Raw genomic sequence first — 16,734 nt, 5'->3', positions numbered from 1 at the left:
GAAAATTGAAATACCAATTTTCCATATACGACGTAACTTTCCAGATATGACATGATTTTCCAGCCTTTAAACATTGATAAGAGCGGCGCGGCCAGAAACCCGTAATTTTTTGATTTGTAACGCACCATACGGTTGGATGATGGCCGATTTCGTATGATGTATTCAACGTGAATCTCTTATTGTGGAGCCGCAAGGCATTGATATTGTTACATTTAGCCTGTTGTGGCATAGTCATTGCACTTGAAAAGGGTGAAATAAAACATCTCTATTGAGATCTACGGGAGAAATAATATGATGAAGAAATACATTACGACATCTTTAATGGCATTAGTGATAGGTATCGGCGTTCCGTTCGTAGCTGAAACTTCGACAACGGCAGCGAGTGCTCAGGTTAGAACCCAGACTAAATACTACCGTGATAGGCGTGGACGCCTAGTAGCGGTCAGGAAACCGGGATTTTATCGACGTCATAGAAAGCTTGTCAACATCGGTGCCGGATCGGCTGCTGGTGCTTTGGTTGGCGGCTTGATCGGTGGTAAGAAAGGAGTGTTAATCGGCGGCCTTGCAGGTGCCGGCGGCGGAGCTTTAGTTACACACAAGCAAAAGTCTAAGAACTATACACGAAGGTGGGTTGTTCGACGTACACCGCGCAATTACTAATCGGTTAGATCGCATTAGATTAGAAGAAGGAGAAGGCCCCAAGCATTATTGAGCTCGGGGCTTTTTCTTTTAGCGAACGCTTTTCTCATTGAACAAGTGTCGCACGATTTACGTCAGGCCATGTCGGATATCGTTTCGCAAGATCTGATCCATTTTTGTTTTGGCAATAAACATTAGTAAATCACAGGAAAAATACCAATGGCACGCATGTTGCAAATTGAAATATTAGCGAGGGTCATCCCTCGAAATAAAAAGGGAGATCCAAACAAAATGAAAAAGATTATTTCCACGATTGTGATGAGTTTGATGGTGGCTGCTGCTATTCCCATGATGTCAATTTCTGCAGACGCACAGACACGTTCTTGCCAAACTAGAAGCCATTATAAAAGCAATGGACACGACAACGGGCTTCACAAGGGTTGGTACAAGAACAAAAAGCGGGGAAACCGTGAATATCGCAGTGCCAATTACTCGGACCGTTATAACGATAACGGCTATTACAACTACAATGACGGGCGTCCTAATGTCTATCAACGCCATCGAAAGGCAATGAATATAGGTATCGGCACAGGTGCCGGAGCTATTCTCGGTGCGTTGATCGGCGGCAAGAAAGGTGCATTGATCGGCGCAGCGGCCGGTGCAGGCGGCGGCTATATTGCCACAAAGATCCAGAAGCCGAAAAATTATCGCAGATACTGATCGGTTTTAGAATGCAGATCATTAGTCCGGAAACTGTCAGCAGTTTCCGGGCATTTTTTTTGGATTGTCAAAGATCAAAAAGCTAGAGAGCGTAAGTGTTGGCCGCGATCAAAACATCGGCGATACGCTGTCGAGCCGCAATAGTATTTATCGGCGAATTGTTTTTGGTAAACCGCTTTAGAGCGACGAGCATTGTGCGGCCTTCGTCGCCCTCGGCCATCGCGGCGATGGTGTTGCGGGCTTTCATATCGATACGTTGGATCGCGTCGTTACAAAATACGCCAGCCATATCAACATAACGTGCGGCAGCTTCTTCGCCGTTGGCTTCAGCGAATTTTTTAGCACGCAGAATTGCCGTTTCCATTTGATATGCGTCCATAATGATGTCGGCGCAGTTGAGCAAGATCTCTTGCTGGTCCGCGAGTGCCATCATGTATTTTTGTGCCGCTGTGCCGAGCACCATTAACGCAATTTTCTTTGCATTTTGAGCGAGTTTTGTTTCGGCTGCGAGGATTCCGGTATCTTCATCGAATGACATTTGAGGGTTAAGTATTTCGTCCTGCAATGCCATCGCCGCGGGAATGATGCCGAGTTTGCCTTTCATCGCCCGCTTCATCAACTGACCGGGAATCAGCATTCGATTGATCTCATTTGTTCCCTCGTAGATTCGATTGATACGAGAATCACGATATGCCTTTTCCGCAGGATAGTCAGCCGAATAACCGTAGCCGCCAAAGATCTGGACCAACTCATCAACCACATAATCGAGAGCTTCGCTGCACGCGACCTTGTTGATCGACGATTCGACCGCATACTCCTCGATCGACTGCATTTTTTTCGCGGTGTCTGCTCCGTCGCCTATAAGAGAATCGATCATGCCGACCGTGCGATAAGTGATCGATTCGGAAACCCAAGTGCGGACCGCCATCTCGGCGAGTTTGTGTTTGATCGCGCCGAATGACGAGATCTTTTTACCAAATTGTTCGCGCTCGTTGGCGTAGCGGACTGCTTCGTGAATTGCGAGCTTTGCTCCACCTGTTACTGATGCACCGAGTTTGAAACGGCCGACGTTCAGGATGTTGAAAGCGATCTTTGCTCCGTCGCCGACGTTGCCTATGAGATTGGTCGCCGGGATCTTGCAGTCAGACAGAATGAGCGCCGTCGTCGAGGATGATTTGATGCCCATTTTGTGCTCTTCATTACCGGGGCGGCAGTTTTCGCTGCGTTCTACGACGAATGCCGAGAACTTTTCCTTCTCGCCGTCCACCTTTGCAAAGACGACAAAGACGTCCGCGAAACTGCCGTTCGAGATCCACATTTTCTCGCCATTGAGAATGTAATGCTGTCCGTCGTCGGTGAGTTTTGCGATCGTCTTGGCACCGAGTGCATCGGAGCCTGAACCACTTTCGGTTAAGCAATATGCAGTAACTAATTCTCCGGAAACGATCTTAGGTATCCACGTGTGTTTTAATTCTTCGGAGCCAAAATATAGGATTGGCAGCACTCCAATAGATGTCTGAGCGCCAAACGTCGTTCCAAATCCGCCCCCACGTCCGATCATTTCAGCGATCACAACGCCCGTTGTTTGATCGAGCCCAAGGCCGCCGTATTCTTCGGGAATAGTTGCTCCGAGAAGGCCGAGTTCGCCAGCTTTTTTTAACAGTTCGCGGGCGATCTCCCATGCGTGCTGCTCCATCGCTGGAAGCTGGGGATGCACTTCGTTATCTACGAATTCTTTCGTTGTGTCGCCGATCATCCGCTGCTCATCGGTCAGATCCTCAGGCGTAAATATCTCGCCCGCCGTCGATTCGGCGATAAGAAATTCGCCGCCTTTCAGATATTCTCGTTCCATTTGTGTTTCCATAAAATCTTTTTGCCACGAATTACACGAATGTCACGAATAAAAATATTTGTGTGATTCGTGTCATTCGTGGCTAAACTCTCCTAATCCAATCTTTCAAAAATACCAGCGGCTCCCATGCCGCCGCCGACGCACATTGTGACCATTCCGTAGCGTGCATTGCGGCGTTTCAATTCCTGTAATAATGTCGCGGTCAATTTCGCACCGGTGCAGCCCAATGGATGTCCGAGAGCGACCGCCCCGCCGTTGACATTTACTTTTGACGGGTCCATTTCGAGAACCTTCATCACAGACAAACCTTGAGCGGCGAATGCTTCGTTCAACTCGATCACGTCTATCTGATCGAGCGTCAATCCAGCCATTTTCAAAGCTTTCGGTATCGCATAAACCGGGCCGATGCCCATTTCTTCGGGCAAGCATCCGGCTGTCGCGAACGAGACAAATCTCGCCAGCGGCTTGATGCCAAGCTCGTTGGCTTTATCCGCCGACATAACGACTACTGCCGCCGCACCGTCAGACATCTGCGAAGAGTTTCCTGCGGTTACTGTTCCATTAACGTGAAATACGGCTCTGAGTTTCGCCAGCCCTTCGATCGAAGTGTCGGCACGAGGTCCTTCGTCCTGGGCGAAGACGATCTCTTTGCGGCGAACACGGCCTTTTTCATCAATCTCATCGACGAAAACATTCATCGGAATGATCTCGTCTGCGAATTTACCTTCGCTGATTGCCGCGAGAGCCTTGCGATGTGAATTATATGAAAATTCGTCAGCCTGCTCGCGCGTGATCTCGTATTTGCGTGCAAGATTTTCGGCAGTCAATCCCATGTTGAGATAATAATCGGGATAACTGTCAGCGATCGATGGATTTGGCCGAAAGACGTTGCCGCCCATTGGTATCATCGACATTGTCTCAAGCCCGCCCGCGACGATCACATCTGCACCGCCGGTCGCAATGCGATCTGCCGCGAGCGCGATCGTCTGCAAACCCGACGAGCAATATCGATTGACGGTCATCGCACTGGTCTCCACAGGCAAACCCGCCGCGATCATCGCGGTTCGTGCGACATTCATCCCCTGCTCAGCCTCAGGAAAAGCGCAGCCCATTATCACGTCTTCGATCTGCATGGGATCGAGACCGGGAACGCGAGCGACCGCTTCCTTTATTGCTGCTGCTCCCAAATCATCAGGCCGCGTATTTTTTAAAGTGCCTTTCGGAGCCTTTCCCACAGCCGTCCGCACGGCTGATACAATTACTGCTTCTTTCATATCAATCTACCTACTTCAAACCAACATCCAACAATAAAAGCTTTTTCGCTACTCCTCGCAACATCTCCGGGTCTCCGCCTGAAAGGCCAATAGTTTCATGTGCGGTTGTGTGCAGAAAGTTGATCAGATCATTTTCCGACCTTGTGCCAATCAAAATTCTAAACACGGGTGCAATATACGAATCATATTCATCGTCGGGTAATTCTTCGTCTGCAATACCTATTGGATCCCAATCCCAAAAGAGTATTTGACGAATCGAATCTTGGATCTCTAATGCCTGTTTTTCTTTACTCAATTCCTACATCCACCTCTTCGGTTTTAACGGCCTCTTTTAGAACATCCGGATTGACCTCGACCAAAAACCCACGCTTGCCGCCGTTGATATAGATGCGTTCCAAATCAACGATCGTTTTCTCGACATAGATCGGCATTTGAGTTTTTAAACCAAACGGCGATGTGCCGCCGACCAGATAGCCGGTCCATTTGTTTGCACGTTCGGGCGTTGCCGGCTCGACGGATTTCACGCCTAAGTGACGTGCGAGATTCTTTGCTGAGACTTGCCGGTCGCCGTGCATCAGGACGATCAAAGGCTTTCGCTCGTTTGTTTCAAATACCAAAGTTTTCACTATCGCGTGTTCGTCAACGCCTAACTGTCTCGCCGATTCCGCTGTGCCGCCTTTTTCAACGTAATCGTATAAATGCGGCACAAAATCAACCTTCTTGTCCCGCAAACATCTGACGGCCGGTGTTATTGGATAGTCCATCTTCAAAGACGGAAACCCGAGTGGTAGCGAGTGTGCGCGATGTTAATTTATGCGTGACGTTGCGCACCCTCCCTACCGGTCGGGTTTCTGCCTAACCTCCTTGTATCGAAAACACGTCACCAAATGATCATTGACCATTCCGGTCGCCTGCATGAACGCATAGATAATGGTCGAGCCGACAAAATTGAATCCGCGTTTTTTCAGATCTTTGCTGATCGCGTCTGAGATCGGCGAAGTCGCCGGAACGTCGCCGCCTTTTAGTTTGTTGACGATCTGCTTATCGCCGACAAATCCCCAGATATATTTATCAAATGAGCCGAACTCTTTTTGCACTTTCAGAAAGGCATTGGCATTTGATACTGCGGAGGCGATCTTCAAACGGTTACGGATGATGCCTTCGTTTGTTAATAATTTTGCGCATTTTGCGTCTGAATATTTCGCAACTTTTGCCGGATCGAAATTGTCGAATGCTTTGCGATAGGCATCACGCTTTTTGAGGATCGTATCCCAACTCAAACCGGCCTGAGCTCCCTCAAGAATCAGAAACTCAAACAGGGTTCGATCATCGTGTACAGGCACACCCCATTCTGCATCGTGGTAAGCGACATTTAATTCGTTCGTTGCCCAACTGCATCGTTTCATAAAAGTTCTACCCAGTCGCTATCGTTCCGATTCTGAAATCGGAAAGCTTTCACTTTCCATTACCCGCTTTGCCTGGCGGATATGTCGTTTTGTATGTTCGACGAGTACGGTAAACGCATCGTCAAGCTTGTACGTAAAAACAAATAGAAACGGTGATGTTACGACCGTCTTTTCGCGGTCGACTCCGGCACAGGACTCGATCTGCTTATTAACCTCGGCCATATGTTCGACAAACTTCTCTACGATATCGCCCGAGACATCGCTCGGCGGCACGATTCGTTGTGAAGGTGCTTTTGCTTTTTTCGAATCTTCCGAAACGGCATTTATCAGAAACCGTCCGGCCCACGATGAGAAAGGCGAGTAATTTTCCCAGAACGAATTCTGCCGTTTTCCCGAAGCCAGCTTTTGAAACTCGGCGTCAAATTCGTGATTAGTCTTGATGACGTGATCCAGACACTGAGCCACGCTCCAGCCTTTTTCCGACGGTTTCCAGTTCAGTTGTTCAGCGGAAAGTCCGCCGAATGACACTCGCGCGTCATCTGCGATTTTTGACATTTCCGACGTAATGTACTGAATTCGTTCGTCCATCCCATTCCTCCAAGTGGCTAATTTCTAAGCGGTTTTCCGGTTTTCAACATCGCAGCAATTCTATCCTGCGTTTTTCGTTCACCACAGAGCGATACAAAAGCCTCGCGTTCGAGGTCGAGTAGGTAACGTTCGCTAACCTGCGTCTTATGATTGATCGTGCCGCCGCTCATAACGTGGGCGAGCTTTTTGCCTATGAGTTGATCGTGATCCGAGATAAAGCCGCCCTGTTTCATCATATGAAGAGCGAGTTTCATCGCAGACTCGCCGGCCTCACCAAGGACCGTGATGTCGGTACGTTCGACCGGCTGAACATAGCCAGAAGCATCGAGATTCAGCACTTCCTGCTTTGCGTCCTGTATCAAGCGGTCGCCGTTCATTGATATCGCGTCGGAATCACGAAGAAATCCGAATGAGCGTCCTTCCTGCGCAGAGGTTGCTACTTTGCCCATTCCGATGGTCTCGAAGGTCTTTTTCATGAACGCGAGCGGATCAGAATCCGGAGCCTTGGCCCAGGCGTCCATCGCACGCATTGTCATTTCTTTTGTTCCGCCGCCGGCCGGAATTACACCGACGCCGACCTCGACAAGGCCGATGTATGTTTCACCCGCCGCGCGAACTTTATCCCCGTGCATCGCGATCTCACAGCCGCCTCCGAGCGTTAAACCATACGGAGCGGTCACAACAGGTTTTGCCGAATAACGCAGCCGCATAATTGTCTTTTGAAGCGTGGCGACCATCATGTTGATGTCGTCCCATTCTTCTTCCTGCGCGGCGAGCAGGAGCATCATAATATTTGCGCCTGCTGAGAAATTGCCGCCTTGATTGCCGACGACGAGGCCTTTGAAATTTCGCTCCACTTCGTCGATAGCGAAGTTCATCATTTGAACAGTATCCCCGCCGATCGAGTTCATCTTTGAGTGAAATTCGAGACACGCAACGCCATCGCCAAGATCGATCAGCGAAGCGCCGGGATTGGTCTTGATCGTTGCGGTGCGTTCTTTGACATCTTTCAGAATGAGAACGCCGGAACGCGGCGGAACGGATTTATATTCGCCATTGACCAGATCGTAGGCTTCGTGCTCACCGCTTTTACTTTTATAAAAGCTCGTAGCTCCGGCCGCAAGCATTTTTTCGACGTTGGCAGGAATAGGCTGACCTTCTTTACGCATCCGTTCTACCGACTCGGGCAAACCAATGGCGTCCCACGTCTCGAAAACGCCGATCTCCCAACCAAAGCCCCACTTGATCGCGTTATCAATTTCGACAATTGTGTCGGCAATTTCAGGAATGCGATTGGCCGCATAACGAAACGTCCTCGACATTGTCTTCCACAAAAATAGACCGACTTTGTCGTCGCCCCAAACGAGCATCTTTATACGCTTTTCCAGATCGTCGGTTTGTTTGGCAGCGTCGAGAGAAGGGAATTTGGTCTTTGTCTGCGGTTTGTATTCAAAGGTTTCAAGATCAAGCTCGAGTATCTGCCGATTGCCTTCTGCGTCTTTGGACTTCTTGAAAAAACCGCCATTCGACTTATCGCCGAGCAACTTTTTCTCAAGCATTTTGTTGATCAGGTCCGGCACAAGAAAGGCATCGCGGTCTTCGTCATCGGGTACGGCAGGGTAGAGATTATTGTTGACGTGGGCGAGAACGTCTAGGCCGACTAGGTCGCTTGTGCGAAACGTTGCCGACTTTGCATGGCCGATCGCCTTGCCTGTGATCTGATCGATCTCGGTCGGCGTAAATCCCATTTCGAGCATTTCGTGGACAGTCGCCATCATCGCAAATGTCCCGATACGGTTGGCGATAAAGTTTGGTTTATCCTTCGCCGGAACGACGCCTTTGCCAAGGCGTTGATCGAGGAAGCCGGAAATTTTACAAGCGATCTCGCCGCTCGTCTGTGTGCCGGGAATCACCTCGACGAGCTTCATGTAGCGCGGCGGATTAAAGAAATGTATGCCGACGAAATGCTGTTTGAAATCGTCCGAAAACGGCTCGGCGATGGACTCGATCGGAATACCGCTTGTGTTCGAGGCGATCACCGAGCCGGGCTTGCGATGCTTTTCAACTTCGGCAAACAGCTTGTGTTTAATATCAAGATTTTCAACAACTGCCTCGATCACGAGATCACAATCCTTGAGCTTTATCAGATCGTCAGTGAAATTGCCCGTCGTAATGAGCTTTGCATTGTCTGCAAGCATGAACGGTGCAGGCTTGAGCTTTTTGGCGGCTTCAAACAGGGAATTGACGATGCGGTTTCGCACCGCAGAAGATTCGAGGGTAAAGCCTTTTTTCTCTTCGTCCGCCGTCAATTCCGCCGGAGCGATATCAAGCAGTAATGTTGGTATTCCTGCATTCGAAAGATGTGCGGCGATGGCCGCTCCCATTGTTCCCGCACCTAAAACGGCAGCTTTTGCAATATTCATAATCGGGTATTAGTCCTGTCGAAAGTATAACTGAATGAAGGCTCATTCAGCAAGTTTTTGTCACCTCCTTTGTGAAAATCTATGACAAAATCCTTGACATGTTATTCAAATAGAATAATACTTTTGAGGATATACAAATAATATTAGAGCGGTTGAGATGAGACAAATTGAGTCTTTTACTAGGTCTTTTCTAATGCCGTAACAATCAGGAGAAAGTATGATTAAGAAAATATTGCTCGTTGTGTCGGTTTGTCTGTTATTTTCGGCAGGAATTTATGCTCAGGACGATTCGGCAGCAGGTAAGGCCGATAAGACCGAAACAAAGGCGTCAACAAGCGACACTCCAAAGGCTACGGCGTTTCGCCCGACCAAAGAACAGATAAGAAAAGGCCAGGAAATTCTTATCGAAAAGAAGCTTTGGGACGGCGAGGCGACGGGAACTTATGGCGAATGCAGACCGGCGATCAAAGCCTATCAGAAAGCAAACGGCCTCGATCAAAATGGCAAATTCGATAAAGCGACGCTTACAAAAATGGGCATCGCTCTGACGGATAAACAGAAAGGCGTTGAACCGGCGTCAGATGCGAAAGCGACATCGACAACTACGAAGACAACGGCATCAACTTCGTCAACAACTTCAACGGCATCCACGTCCGAAGGCCCAAAACGGCCGGCTCCGTTTCAAGCTACTAAAGAACAGATCACCACTCTCCAAACCAAACTAAAAGAAGCGAAATTATTCTCCGGCGAGGCAGACGGTGAGCGTAGTGATGACCTGAAGGAAGCAGTAAAAAAATATCAGGAAGCCCATGACTTGAAAGCCACCGGCGGGATCAACGCAGCAACACTTGAGAAAATGGGCATTGCTTTAACTGACAAACAAAAAGCAAACGTAGCTGCCCAAAAGGCTTACGATGAAGGCAAGGGTAAAGGAAAAGACAAGGACTAGGAGGCCTTTCAATTTTTACTAGGCGGCCGGTGCTTGTTTTGAGCACCGGCTCTTTTTTTGCACTGCAAGCCTCCATATTACTATGTGCGATAGCGCACTGACCACTTATTTTGAAAGCGATATCTTACAAATGGTTTCGAGATATGATTAACTTTTGTTCATTCATTTCTCGGGCCAAGTACAAGGGGAAAACGGCTTAGGCCGTAACTTTAGCAGGTGATGCTGCTATTTGTAGGATGCCTGATGTTTTGGGGAAAACTTAGGCATCCTTATTTTTGCTTTCGGTTCGCGATATTTAGCTCCTGCCCTAGCGATTCTTCTCTATTGTCGTTTTAACTCAACCATATAAATCATCACATCGAGACCTTTTAACAAAAAACGCCATTTTTGCTTTTACTGTGTGTGCTACCGCACGGCGGAGATTATTTTTTTGTTTCATTCTTAGACATTGTTTGTAAATCGCGGTGATTGTTATTTCCATTGCGATTTTTTTTACTCGACAAAAGCAAGGAGATCTCAATGTCTAAAACAGGAAAATCCGTTAGCGGAAAATCAACTAACCGTCTACTCACCTCTTTGCCCGATAAGGACTATCAAAATCTACTCGGAAATTCTGAGCGGATAGAGTTGGTTTTTGGCACTACTCTTTACAAAACAGGAGGTGTCATTCGCCACGTCTATTTTCCTGAGAGCGGAATTGTGTCATTACTTTCCGCGGTCGATGGCGATCAAACGCTGGAAGTCGGCATCGTCGGCAATGAAGGGATGATCGGCATCCCGGCATTTCTTGGTGCAAAAACCTCGAACAACATCGCACTTGTGCAGGGTGCGGGCTTTGCTTTACGAATGACGGCGGCGGACTTTGTCAAAGAGTGCGAAACGAGCAACAAATTGCAGCAAGTTTTGAAACGCTTCGTGCAATCGCTAATGGCCCAAACGGCGCAGTCTGCGGCCTGCAACCGTTTTCACCCGGTCGAATCTCGTATGGCACGTTGGCTGCTCATGACAAACGACCGGATGAAAACAGGCATATTTCAGATCACACAGGAGTTTTTAGCGAATATGGTCGGTGTCCGACGTGAGGCCGTAAATAAAACAGCGAGAAGTTTTGACGAACGTGGTTTTATCAGTTACCACAGGGGTAAATTGTCGATCCTCGATGTAAAAGGCTTGAAGGCCGTGGCCTGTAATTGCTATAAGATCATTTCAAAAAGCGATCCAAATTACGAAGCGGTCGCAAATAAGGCGATCAACTAATTCCATAGTAGAAAGTGTGAACATGAAACGCTGGAGTTTGCCGGTAGTATATTGGCTAACGGCAAAATCATTGCCTAAAAGAGACATCGGACTTTGATCCTCCCCACCTGCCACGTAGTATTTTATTGCCTTGCCTTGCCTTGCCTTGCCTTGCCTTGGGCTTAGTGCGCTATCGCACTAAGGACATTTCTTTTCTCGTTGTTTTGATATATATTCTGTGTGAAGCAATCAATCCCCGTAGATCGCATTCATTCAATTATACTCAGAAAACGGAGAAATGTTATGCTTCCTGTCCCAAACACGAACGCCGCTTTAAAGAATCATTTGCTTGCCGCTCTGCCGGCAGATGAATTCAGCCGCATAACTCCACACCTTAAACCAATATCGCTCAAACTTGGGCAAGTGCTGCACGAAAGCGGCGACAGGATGGATTACGTCTATTTTCCGACGACGGCGATAATGTCGTTGCTCTACATTATGCAGAACGGAGCAACGGCTGAGATCGGCGTGGTTGGCAACGACGGAATACTTGGCATTGAGCTGTTTATGGGCGGTGAGACGACTACCAACCGTGCCATAATCCAAAGTGCAGGCGAGGCCTTTAAAATGGATACAAAGTCAATGAAAGAGGAGTTTACGCTTGGTGGGGTGTTTCAAAAAATACTGCTGCGATACACGCAGGCATTAATGGCTCAGATCTCACAGACGGCCGTTTGCAACCGGCTTCACTCGGTTGACCAACAGCTTTGCCGATGGCTGCTGCTCAGCCATGACCGCTTGGACACGGATAAGCTTGTAATGACGCACGACCTGATCTCAAACATGCTCGGTGTTCGCCGCGAAGGTGTGACACTTGCCGCCCAAAAGTTATCACAGCGAGGATTAATTAAAAATGTTCGCGGATCGATCACCGTACTGGACCGAAAAGGGTTAGAGAAAGCGGTCTGCGAATGTTACGCGGTCGTCAATACCGAATATATCCGACTGCTTGGTCGTGCGGGATCCCGAACAGCTGCATAGCGTACCGAATTGCCAGATAATTTTTTTTCCTAATGTACGATAGCGCACTGAGTGGGCCTTGCCGAACTGTTCTAATCATATTAAGCCCGAGTTGATTAGAACTAAATGAGTGCACTTTCCAAACTCGCATTCTGTAACCAACCAAATGTTATTCGATTCCAATTGACGAAGGCCGTTTTTATTTGACCTTTTATACTGATAGCGAACGCTATGTGGAAGGACGGCTTTTTTAGAACGAGGCCGTCCTTCGTTTTTTTTTGGATAATGTGAGGAATTTATATGAAAGTGTTTTTATTTTCGCTGTACTGGATAAAAGAGGGGTTGATGTCTCTAGTACGATAGAGGCGTGGACGCCATTCGATAGATCTGGTGTCGGACCTCGTGGGTTTATGCCACCCACCTTACGTCTTTTCGCCTAACATCAAGATGATCTTATCCAGTTTTTGAACGTCTATTTTGTGCAGGATGGCCATTAGCTCCTCGATCTCTTTTTTGGCTTCTGTATTGGTTAGATAGTCCGCCGCCGCATGCTCGCGGTCGCGTTCGGACGACCTGTTTTGGCTCATCATAATTATCGGCGCGGCGTAAGCGGCCTGAGTAGAGAAAACGAGATTGAGCAGAATAAATGGATACGCGTCCCAGTGATAGATCAATCCGAACACATTCAAGGCCATCCATATGATAACGATCAGTGATTGAAAGAGTATGAACTTCCAAGAACCCATTCCCAGCGCCACCGAGTCAGCCAGCCGCTCTCCAAAAGTCCTCGTACCCGCATGTTTCTCGTGCCAGTTAATTGTCGTATTGCGACATTCCTTCTTGTATGATCGCTGCCCGGTCAATAGTCGGTTTGATAGCGAACAGATGTATGAAAGTGTGGAGCTAAATGTGGAAAGTGAGGCAGGTTCCTCTTTGGCGATCAGTCCCGCAGCGTTGTGGAGATCCAGGCGGCAAGCAACGCAAAGACGACCAACACTCCGGTAGTCAGCCAACTAAAAGAAAAACTCATCAATGTGGCGGATGCGATCAGAAGTCCGCTTACCGTTCCAATCGCCACCTTGCATATCCATAAAAGGTGCTGCTGATGGAGAGCGTCTTCATTTTTACGGTCGATCTCATAACTCATAAGTTGAATTATTCTATATCGTTTTTATGACATCTGTGCGTAAACACACAGACGAGCTGTTTTCTTTTGCGTATCTTTAGGTTTGACTAGCATAATTTTTGAATCCCAAAAGAATAGACCCCTATGAACATCAAACAAAGGCAAGATACCGCCGCAGGATTAGAATGAAGAAATAGTCGTTATTAGGGCGGTCGAACGCAGAATAAGTGTTAATAAAGAAATGCTCGCTTGGTTTTGACGCCCAGCGAGCATTCTTCGTTGTTGCAGATTGGCGGCGGTGCAGCCCCGTCTCTAGATACTCAACACAAGGCTACTGTTCGCAGTAGTTGGATATTTTGTGAACGTGTGAAATAGCCAGAAAAGGCGGTAACAAAAGAATAAGTAGGAAATATACAACTTTTCTGAAGATGTTTTTCGCGTTATAGTTGTTGCGAACGGAGACTCTATGAAAAATTCTATTTGTTTGATCGTGCTTGTTGTTGCGGCGGCCATTTCGGTTACGGGCCAGGTCGGAAAGCAAGAGGCCGCTATTCGCAAGGTTATGGACGAACAGGCCGCGGCCTGGAATCGAGGTGATCTTGAGGCTTTTATGGAAGGCTACTGGCGTTCAGAAAAGCTGACCTTTATTTCGGGCACTGAGGTTACTCGCGGATGGCAGAAGACGCTTGATAACTACAAAAAGGGGTACGATTCGAAGGCAAAGATGGGAGTTTTGACGTTTTCCGACCTTGAGTTTACGATCCTTTCAAAAGATGCGGCGGTCGTTTTGGGCAGTTGGGCATTAAAACGCGAAAAAGATAATCCTAACGGCAAATTTACGCTCACCTTTCGAAAATTCAAAGAAGGTTGGCGGATCGTGATGGATCACACGAGTTGATGGACAATGCAAATGGCTACGCGTTCAACTCAAGATCGATCACGCGCTGATCTGGTATAACTAACAGTGAGCCGCTGTTTTCATTTATAAATGCCTTTGCCAATTCGGCGTCCATCGGACGAGCGAACAAATAGCCCTGACCAAAGCCGCAGTTTAGTTCGGTGAGCTGATCTAGTTGTTCGGCGGTTTCGATGCCTTCGGCTATGACGTCCATCTTTAAATTCTGAGCCAATCGAACGATCGTCCTGACGATCTCGCTGTGTTCTTCGCTCTCGGACATTTGGCTGACGAACGAACGGTCGATTTTTAGGCTGTTCACCGGCAGTCGATGCAGGTAACTCAAGCTGGAATAACCGGTGCCGAAATCATCGAGGCTTAGTTCGACGCCGATATCGCGAAGCTGATTCATTACTATTACAGCCTTCTCGCTATTTTCGATGAGATAGCTTTCCGTGATCTCGAGTTTTAGACAGCGCGATGGAAGGCCTGAAGATTCGAGAGCTTCAACGACCTGTTCCGCAAGGTCCGTTTGGAGGAATTGCTTGGCTGAGAGATTTACGCTGATCACGAGTGATTCTGCGTGTGGCATGGATTCTTGCCATGTTCGTAACTGACGACAGCTTTCTCGTAGAATCCAACGTCCAAGAGGCAATATCAGGCCGGATTCTTCAGCCGTAGGTATGAATTCCTCAGGAGATATGAAGCCTCGTTCGGGATGCTGCCATCGAACCAAAGCTTCGAAACCTTTGATCGCCTGTGTCTCCAGATTGAGGATCGGCTGGTAGTAGATCTCAAATTCCTTATGTTCGAGGGCGTGACGCAGTTCGGTCTCAAGCTGCAGTCGTGTAGTTGCTTGAATACGCATGGCCTCGGTGAAAACCTGATGTCTCGCACGGCCAGTTGACTTGGCTCGGTACATCGCGATGTCGGCATCTCGCAGCATGTCTTCGGCTGTTCTAAAACCATCGACGCTTAAAGCTATGCCGATGCTTGCCGTTATAAAAAGTTCTCTGCCATTTAGATCGAACGGCTCTTTCAAGTCTTCCTGAATTCGTTCTGCAATCTGCATTGCATCGTCCGGCTCGAGCATTTCGGTTAGCAGGATCACGAATTCATCGCCGCCAAGACGTGCAACCAGATCGCCTGTTCGCGTCCAAAGTTCCAGTCGGCGGGCGATCTGCTTTAACAGCTCATCGCCCTCCGCGTGTCCTAATGAGTCGTTGACGACCTTGAACCGGTCATAGTCAAGAAACAGGACAGCATAATGATTGCTGTGACGGCTCTTACACCTTTCGATCGTCATCCGAAGATGATCCATGAACAGAGCACGATTAGCGAGGCCGGTAAGGCCGTCATGAAAAGCGTCGTGCAACAGCTGTTCCTCCGCACGTTTGCGCTCGGATATGTCCATGAACATTCCAAGCGTACCGGTTACCTCGCCGGCTTCGTTCATCATTGGCGAACCGCTAATTAACACCCACATCATTTCGCCTGATTTTTTTCTGATGCGGGCCTCATATTGACCGGATACGCCCTTTTTTCTTTGTTCGTTCTCTCGTTCGATAATCCTACGGCCTTCGTCGTCAAAAAGCAGGTCAAAAGTGGTCCTGCCGACCATTTCCTCGCGTCTGTAACCGGTCATTTCGCAAAGCCTGGCATTGGCGAATTCGATAACTTCATCATTATCGACCTGAGTCAGGCCTTCGTTCATGCTCGCGATGAGCGTTCGTAGTTTGGCCTCGCTTTTGCGGTAGTTGGCTTCGCTTGCGCGCAATGTATCTTCCGACCACTTACGCTGAATTGCCAACGCAATCTGGCCGGCAGCGGATGAAAGTAATTCAATGTCGCGCTCGGTATAGGCGCCTGGATCCTCGTAATGCTGCACGACAAGCACACCGATTATGCCGGCAGGTGTCCTGAGCGGGATGCCGAGCCAGATTGCCGCAGAAGTTCCGATTGACTCGACTTCGCCCGACTCGCATAGCCTGTCAACGGCTGCCTCGGTCAAAAGTGTCGGAAGGCCGCGATTGAGTGTATATGAGGTCAAGCCTCTGCCCAATATCTGGAACGGAGCTATAGGGTCGTGTTTGTCAACGCAAAACGGAACCTGAAGCAGTTCCGTCTCAGTGTCATAAAGTGCAACATAAAAATTCTCGGCATAAATGGCCTGGCCGATCGACCGCTGCGCCAGTTTGAGTAATTCTTCCAGATTGGACGTAGTCGAAACGCCATGTATGATCTCGAAAATTACTTTCGCCTCGATTTCTGCTCGTTGAAGTTGGGAAATTATATCAGGCTCGTCCGCGATGATCTGATAGCTTTTTTCAAACTCAGGAGGCCTGTCCGTTTGTTCCGCAGGTTCGGCGGAAGTATTTTTCGCCAATAGATTTCTATTGAACGCACTCAAGGTGCCGATCTCAAAAAGGCATTCGACCAGCGCCGCCGCAAAAAGCACGATCAATACGATCGCCCAACTATTCATCGGGAGCTGCCAGATTGTTATGCCCGCGATCACTACCAACACCACGGCGGCGAGTGACGGCAGCAATTGCGGACCAGATTGTGCAGACGGATTAATTAGAGACTTCATAAGCGGGTGCTAA

General features: G+C 48.4%; 16 protein-coding genes. 6 read left to right on the top strand and 10 right to left on the bottom strand.

Features of this window, described 5'->3' with window-relative positions; genetic code table 11:
* Positions 1–291: 291 nt before the first annotated feature.
* Together IPL32_04625 and IPL32_04620 are read left to right on the top strand one after the other, a co-directional pair.
* Entirely contained in the window at positions 292–660 is a 369-nt protein-coding gene (locus tag IPL32_04625; protein ID MBK8465096.1) for a hypothetical protein, read from the top strand.
* Positions 661–930: 270 nt separating this feature from the next.
* A complete protein-coding gene (locus IPL32_04620) occupies positions 931–1,359 on the top strand; it encodes a hypothetical protein (GenBank protein ID MBK8465095.1) in 429 nt (142 codons plus the stop codon).
* 82 nt (positions 1,360–1,441) lie between these two features.
* Here IPL32_04620 and IPL32_04615 read toward each other — a convergent pair whose 3' ends face one another.
* The 7 genes from IPL32_04615 to IPL32_04585 all read right to left on the bottom strand — a co-directional run bounded on the left by IPL32_04615 (position 1,442) and on the right by IPL32_04585 (position 8,902).
* Positions 1,442–3,223 (bottom strand): acyl-CoA dehydrogenase family protein, encoded by a 1,782-nt coding sequence (locus IPL32_04615; GenBank protein MBK8465094.1) that lies wholly within the window; start codon positions 3,221–3,223, stop codon positions 1,442–1,444.
* A gap of 80 nt (positions 3,224–3,303) precedes the next feature.
* A complete protein-coding gene (locus IPL32_04610) occupies positions 3,304–4,485 on the bottom strand; it encodes an acetyl-CoA C-acyltransferase (protein ID MBK8465093.1) in 1,182 nt (393 codons plus the stop codon).
* A gap of 10 nt (positions 4,486–4,495) precedes the next feature.
* Positions 4,496–4,780: a hypothetical protein gene (locus tag IPL32_04605; protein MBK8465092.1), complete on the bottom strand. Its 285-nt coding sequence runs from the start codon at positions 4,778–4,780 to the stop codon at positions 4,496–4,498.
* Positions 4,773–5,249, bottom strand: a complete 477-nt coding sequence (ybaK, locus tag IPL32_04600; GenBank protein ID MBK8465091.1) for a Cys-tRNA(Pro) deacylase — start codon at positions 5,247–5,249, stop codon at positions 4,773–4,775. Before ybaK ends, IPL32_04605 begins: the two co-directional genes overlap by 8 nt.
* A gap of 72 nt (positions 5,250–5,321) precedes the next feature.
* Positions 5,322–5,891, bottom strand: coding sequence for a DNA-3-methyladenine glycosylase I (locus IPL32_04595; protein MBK8465090.1), 570 nt, complete (start codon positions 5,889–5,891; stop codon positions 5,322–5,324).
* Positions 5,892–5,909: 18 nt separating this feature from the next.
* Positions 5,910–6,479, bottom strand: a complete 570-nt coding sequence (locus tag IPL32_04590) for a DinB family protein (GenBank protein MBK8465089.1) — start codon at positions 6,477–6,479, stop codon at positions 5,910–5,912.
* 17 nt (positions 6,480–6,496) lie between these two features.
* Positions 6,497–8,902: an enoyl-CoA hydratase/isomerase family protein gene (locus tag IPL32_04585; GenBank protein MBK8465088.1), complete on the bottom strand. Its 2,406-nt coding sequence runs from the start codon at positions 8,900–8,902 to the stop codon at positions 6,497–6,499.
* Positions 8,903–9,119: 217 nt separating this feature from the next.
* Between IPL32_04585 and IPL32_04580 the strand changes: the two genes are divergently transcribed.
* From IPL32_04580 to IPL32_04570, 3 genes are all read left to right on the top strand, one after another.
* On the top strand, positions 9,120–9,851 hold the full coding sequence (locus IPL32_04580) for a peptidoglycan-binding protein (GenBank protein MBK8465087.1): 732 nt from the start codon (positions 9,120–9,122) through the stop codon (positions 9,849–9,851).
* A 519-nt stretch (positions 9,852–10,370) separates the two neighbouring features.
* Positions 10,371–11,108 (top strand): Crp/Fnr family transcriptional regulator, encoded by a 738-nt coding sequence (locus IPL32_04575; protein ID MBK8465086.1) that lies wholly within the window; start codon positions 10,371–10,373, stop codon positions 11,106–11,108.
* 282 nt (positions 11,109–11,390) lie between these two features.
* A complete protein-coding gene (locus tag IPL32_04570) occupies positions 11,391–12,128 on the top strand; it encodes a Crp/Fnr family transcriptional regulator (GenBank protein MBK8465085.1) in 738 nt (245 codons plus the stop codon).
* A gap of 401 nt (positions 12,129–12,529) precedes the next feature.
* Here IPL32_04570 and IPL32_04565 read toward each other — a convergent pair whose 3' ends face one another.
* On the bottom strand, positions 12,530–12,853 hold the full coding sequence (locus IPL32_04565; GenBank protein ID MBK8465084.1) for a DUF1003 domain-containing protein: 324 nt from the start codon (positions 12,851–12,853) through the stop codon (positions 12,530–12,532).
* A gap of 194 nt (positions 12,854–13,047) precedes the next feature.
* Complete coding sequence (locus IPL32_04560; protein MBK8465083.1) at positions 13,048–13,254, bottom strand: hypothetical protein; 207 nt, start codon at positions 13,252–13,254, stop codon at positions 13,048–13,050.
* A gap of 445 nt (positions 13,255–13,699) precedes the next feature.
* Here IPL32_04560 and IPL32_04555 point away from each other — a divergent pair, with 445 nt between their 5' ends.
* The gene (locus IPL32_04555) at positions 13,700–14,131 is read left to right on the top strand and encodes a DUF3225 domain-containing protein (GenBank protein MBK8465082.1); all 432 of its coding nucleotides are present in this window, start codon (positions 13,700–13,702) and stop codon (positions 14,129–14,131) included.
* Between the two features lie 16 nt (positions 14,132–14,147).
* Here IPL32_04555 and IPL32_04550 read toward each other — a convergent pair whose 3' ends face one another.
* Entirely contained in the window at positions 14,148–16,721 is a 2,574-nt protein-coding gene (locus IPL32_04550; GenBank protein MBK8465081.1) for an EAL domain-containing protein, read from the bottom strand.
* Positions 16,722–16,734: the final 13 nt, after the last annotated feature.

Origin of the sequence: Chloracidobacterium sp., assembly GCA_016711345.1 — a bacterium.
GTDB lineage: Bacteria > Acidobacteriota > Blastocatellia > Pyrinomonadales > Pyrinomonadaceae > OLB17.
This window is presented reverse-complemented; position numbering and strand designations above follow the sequence as displayed.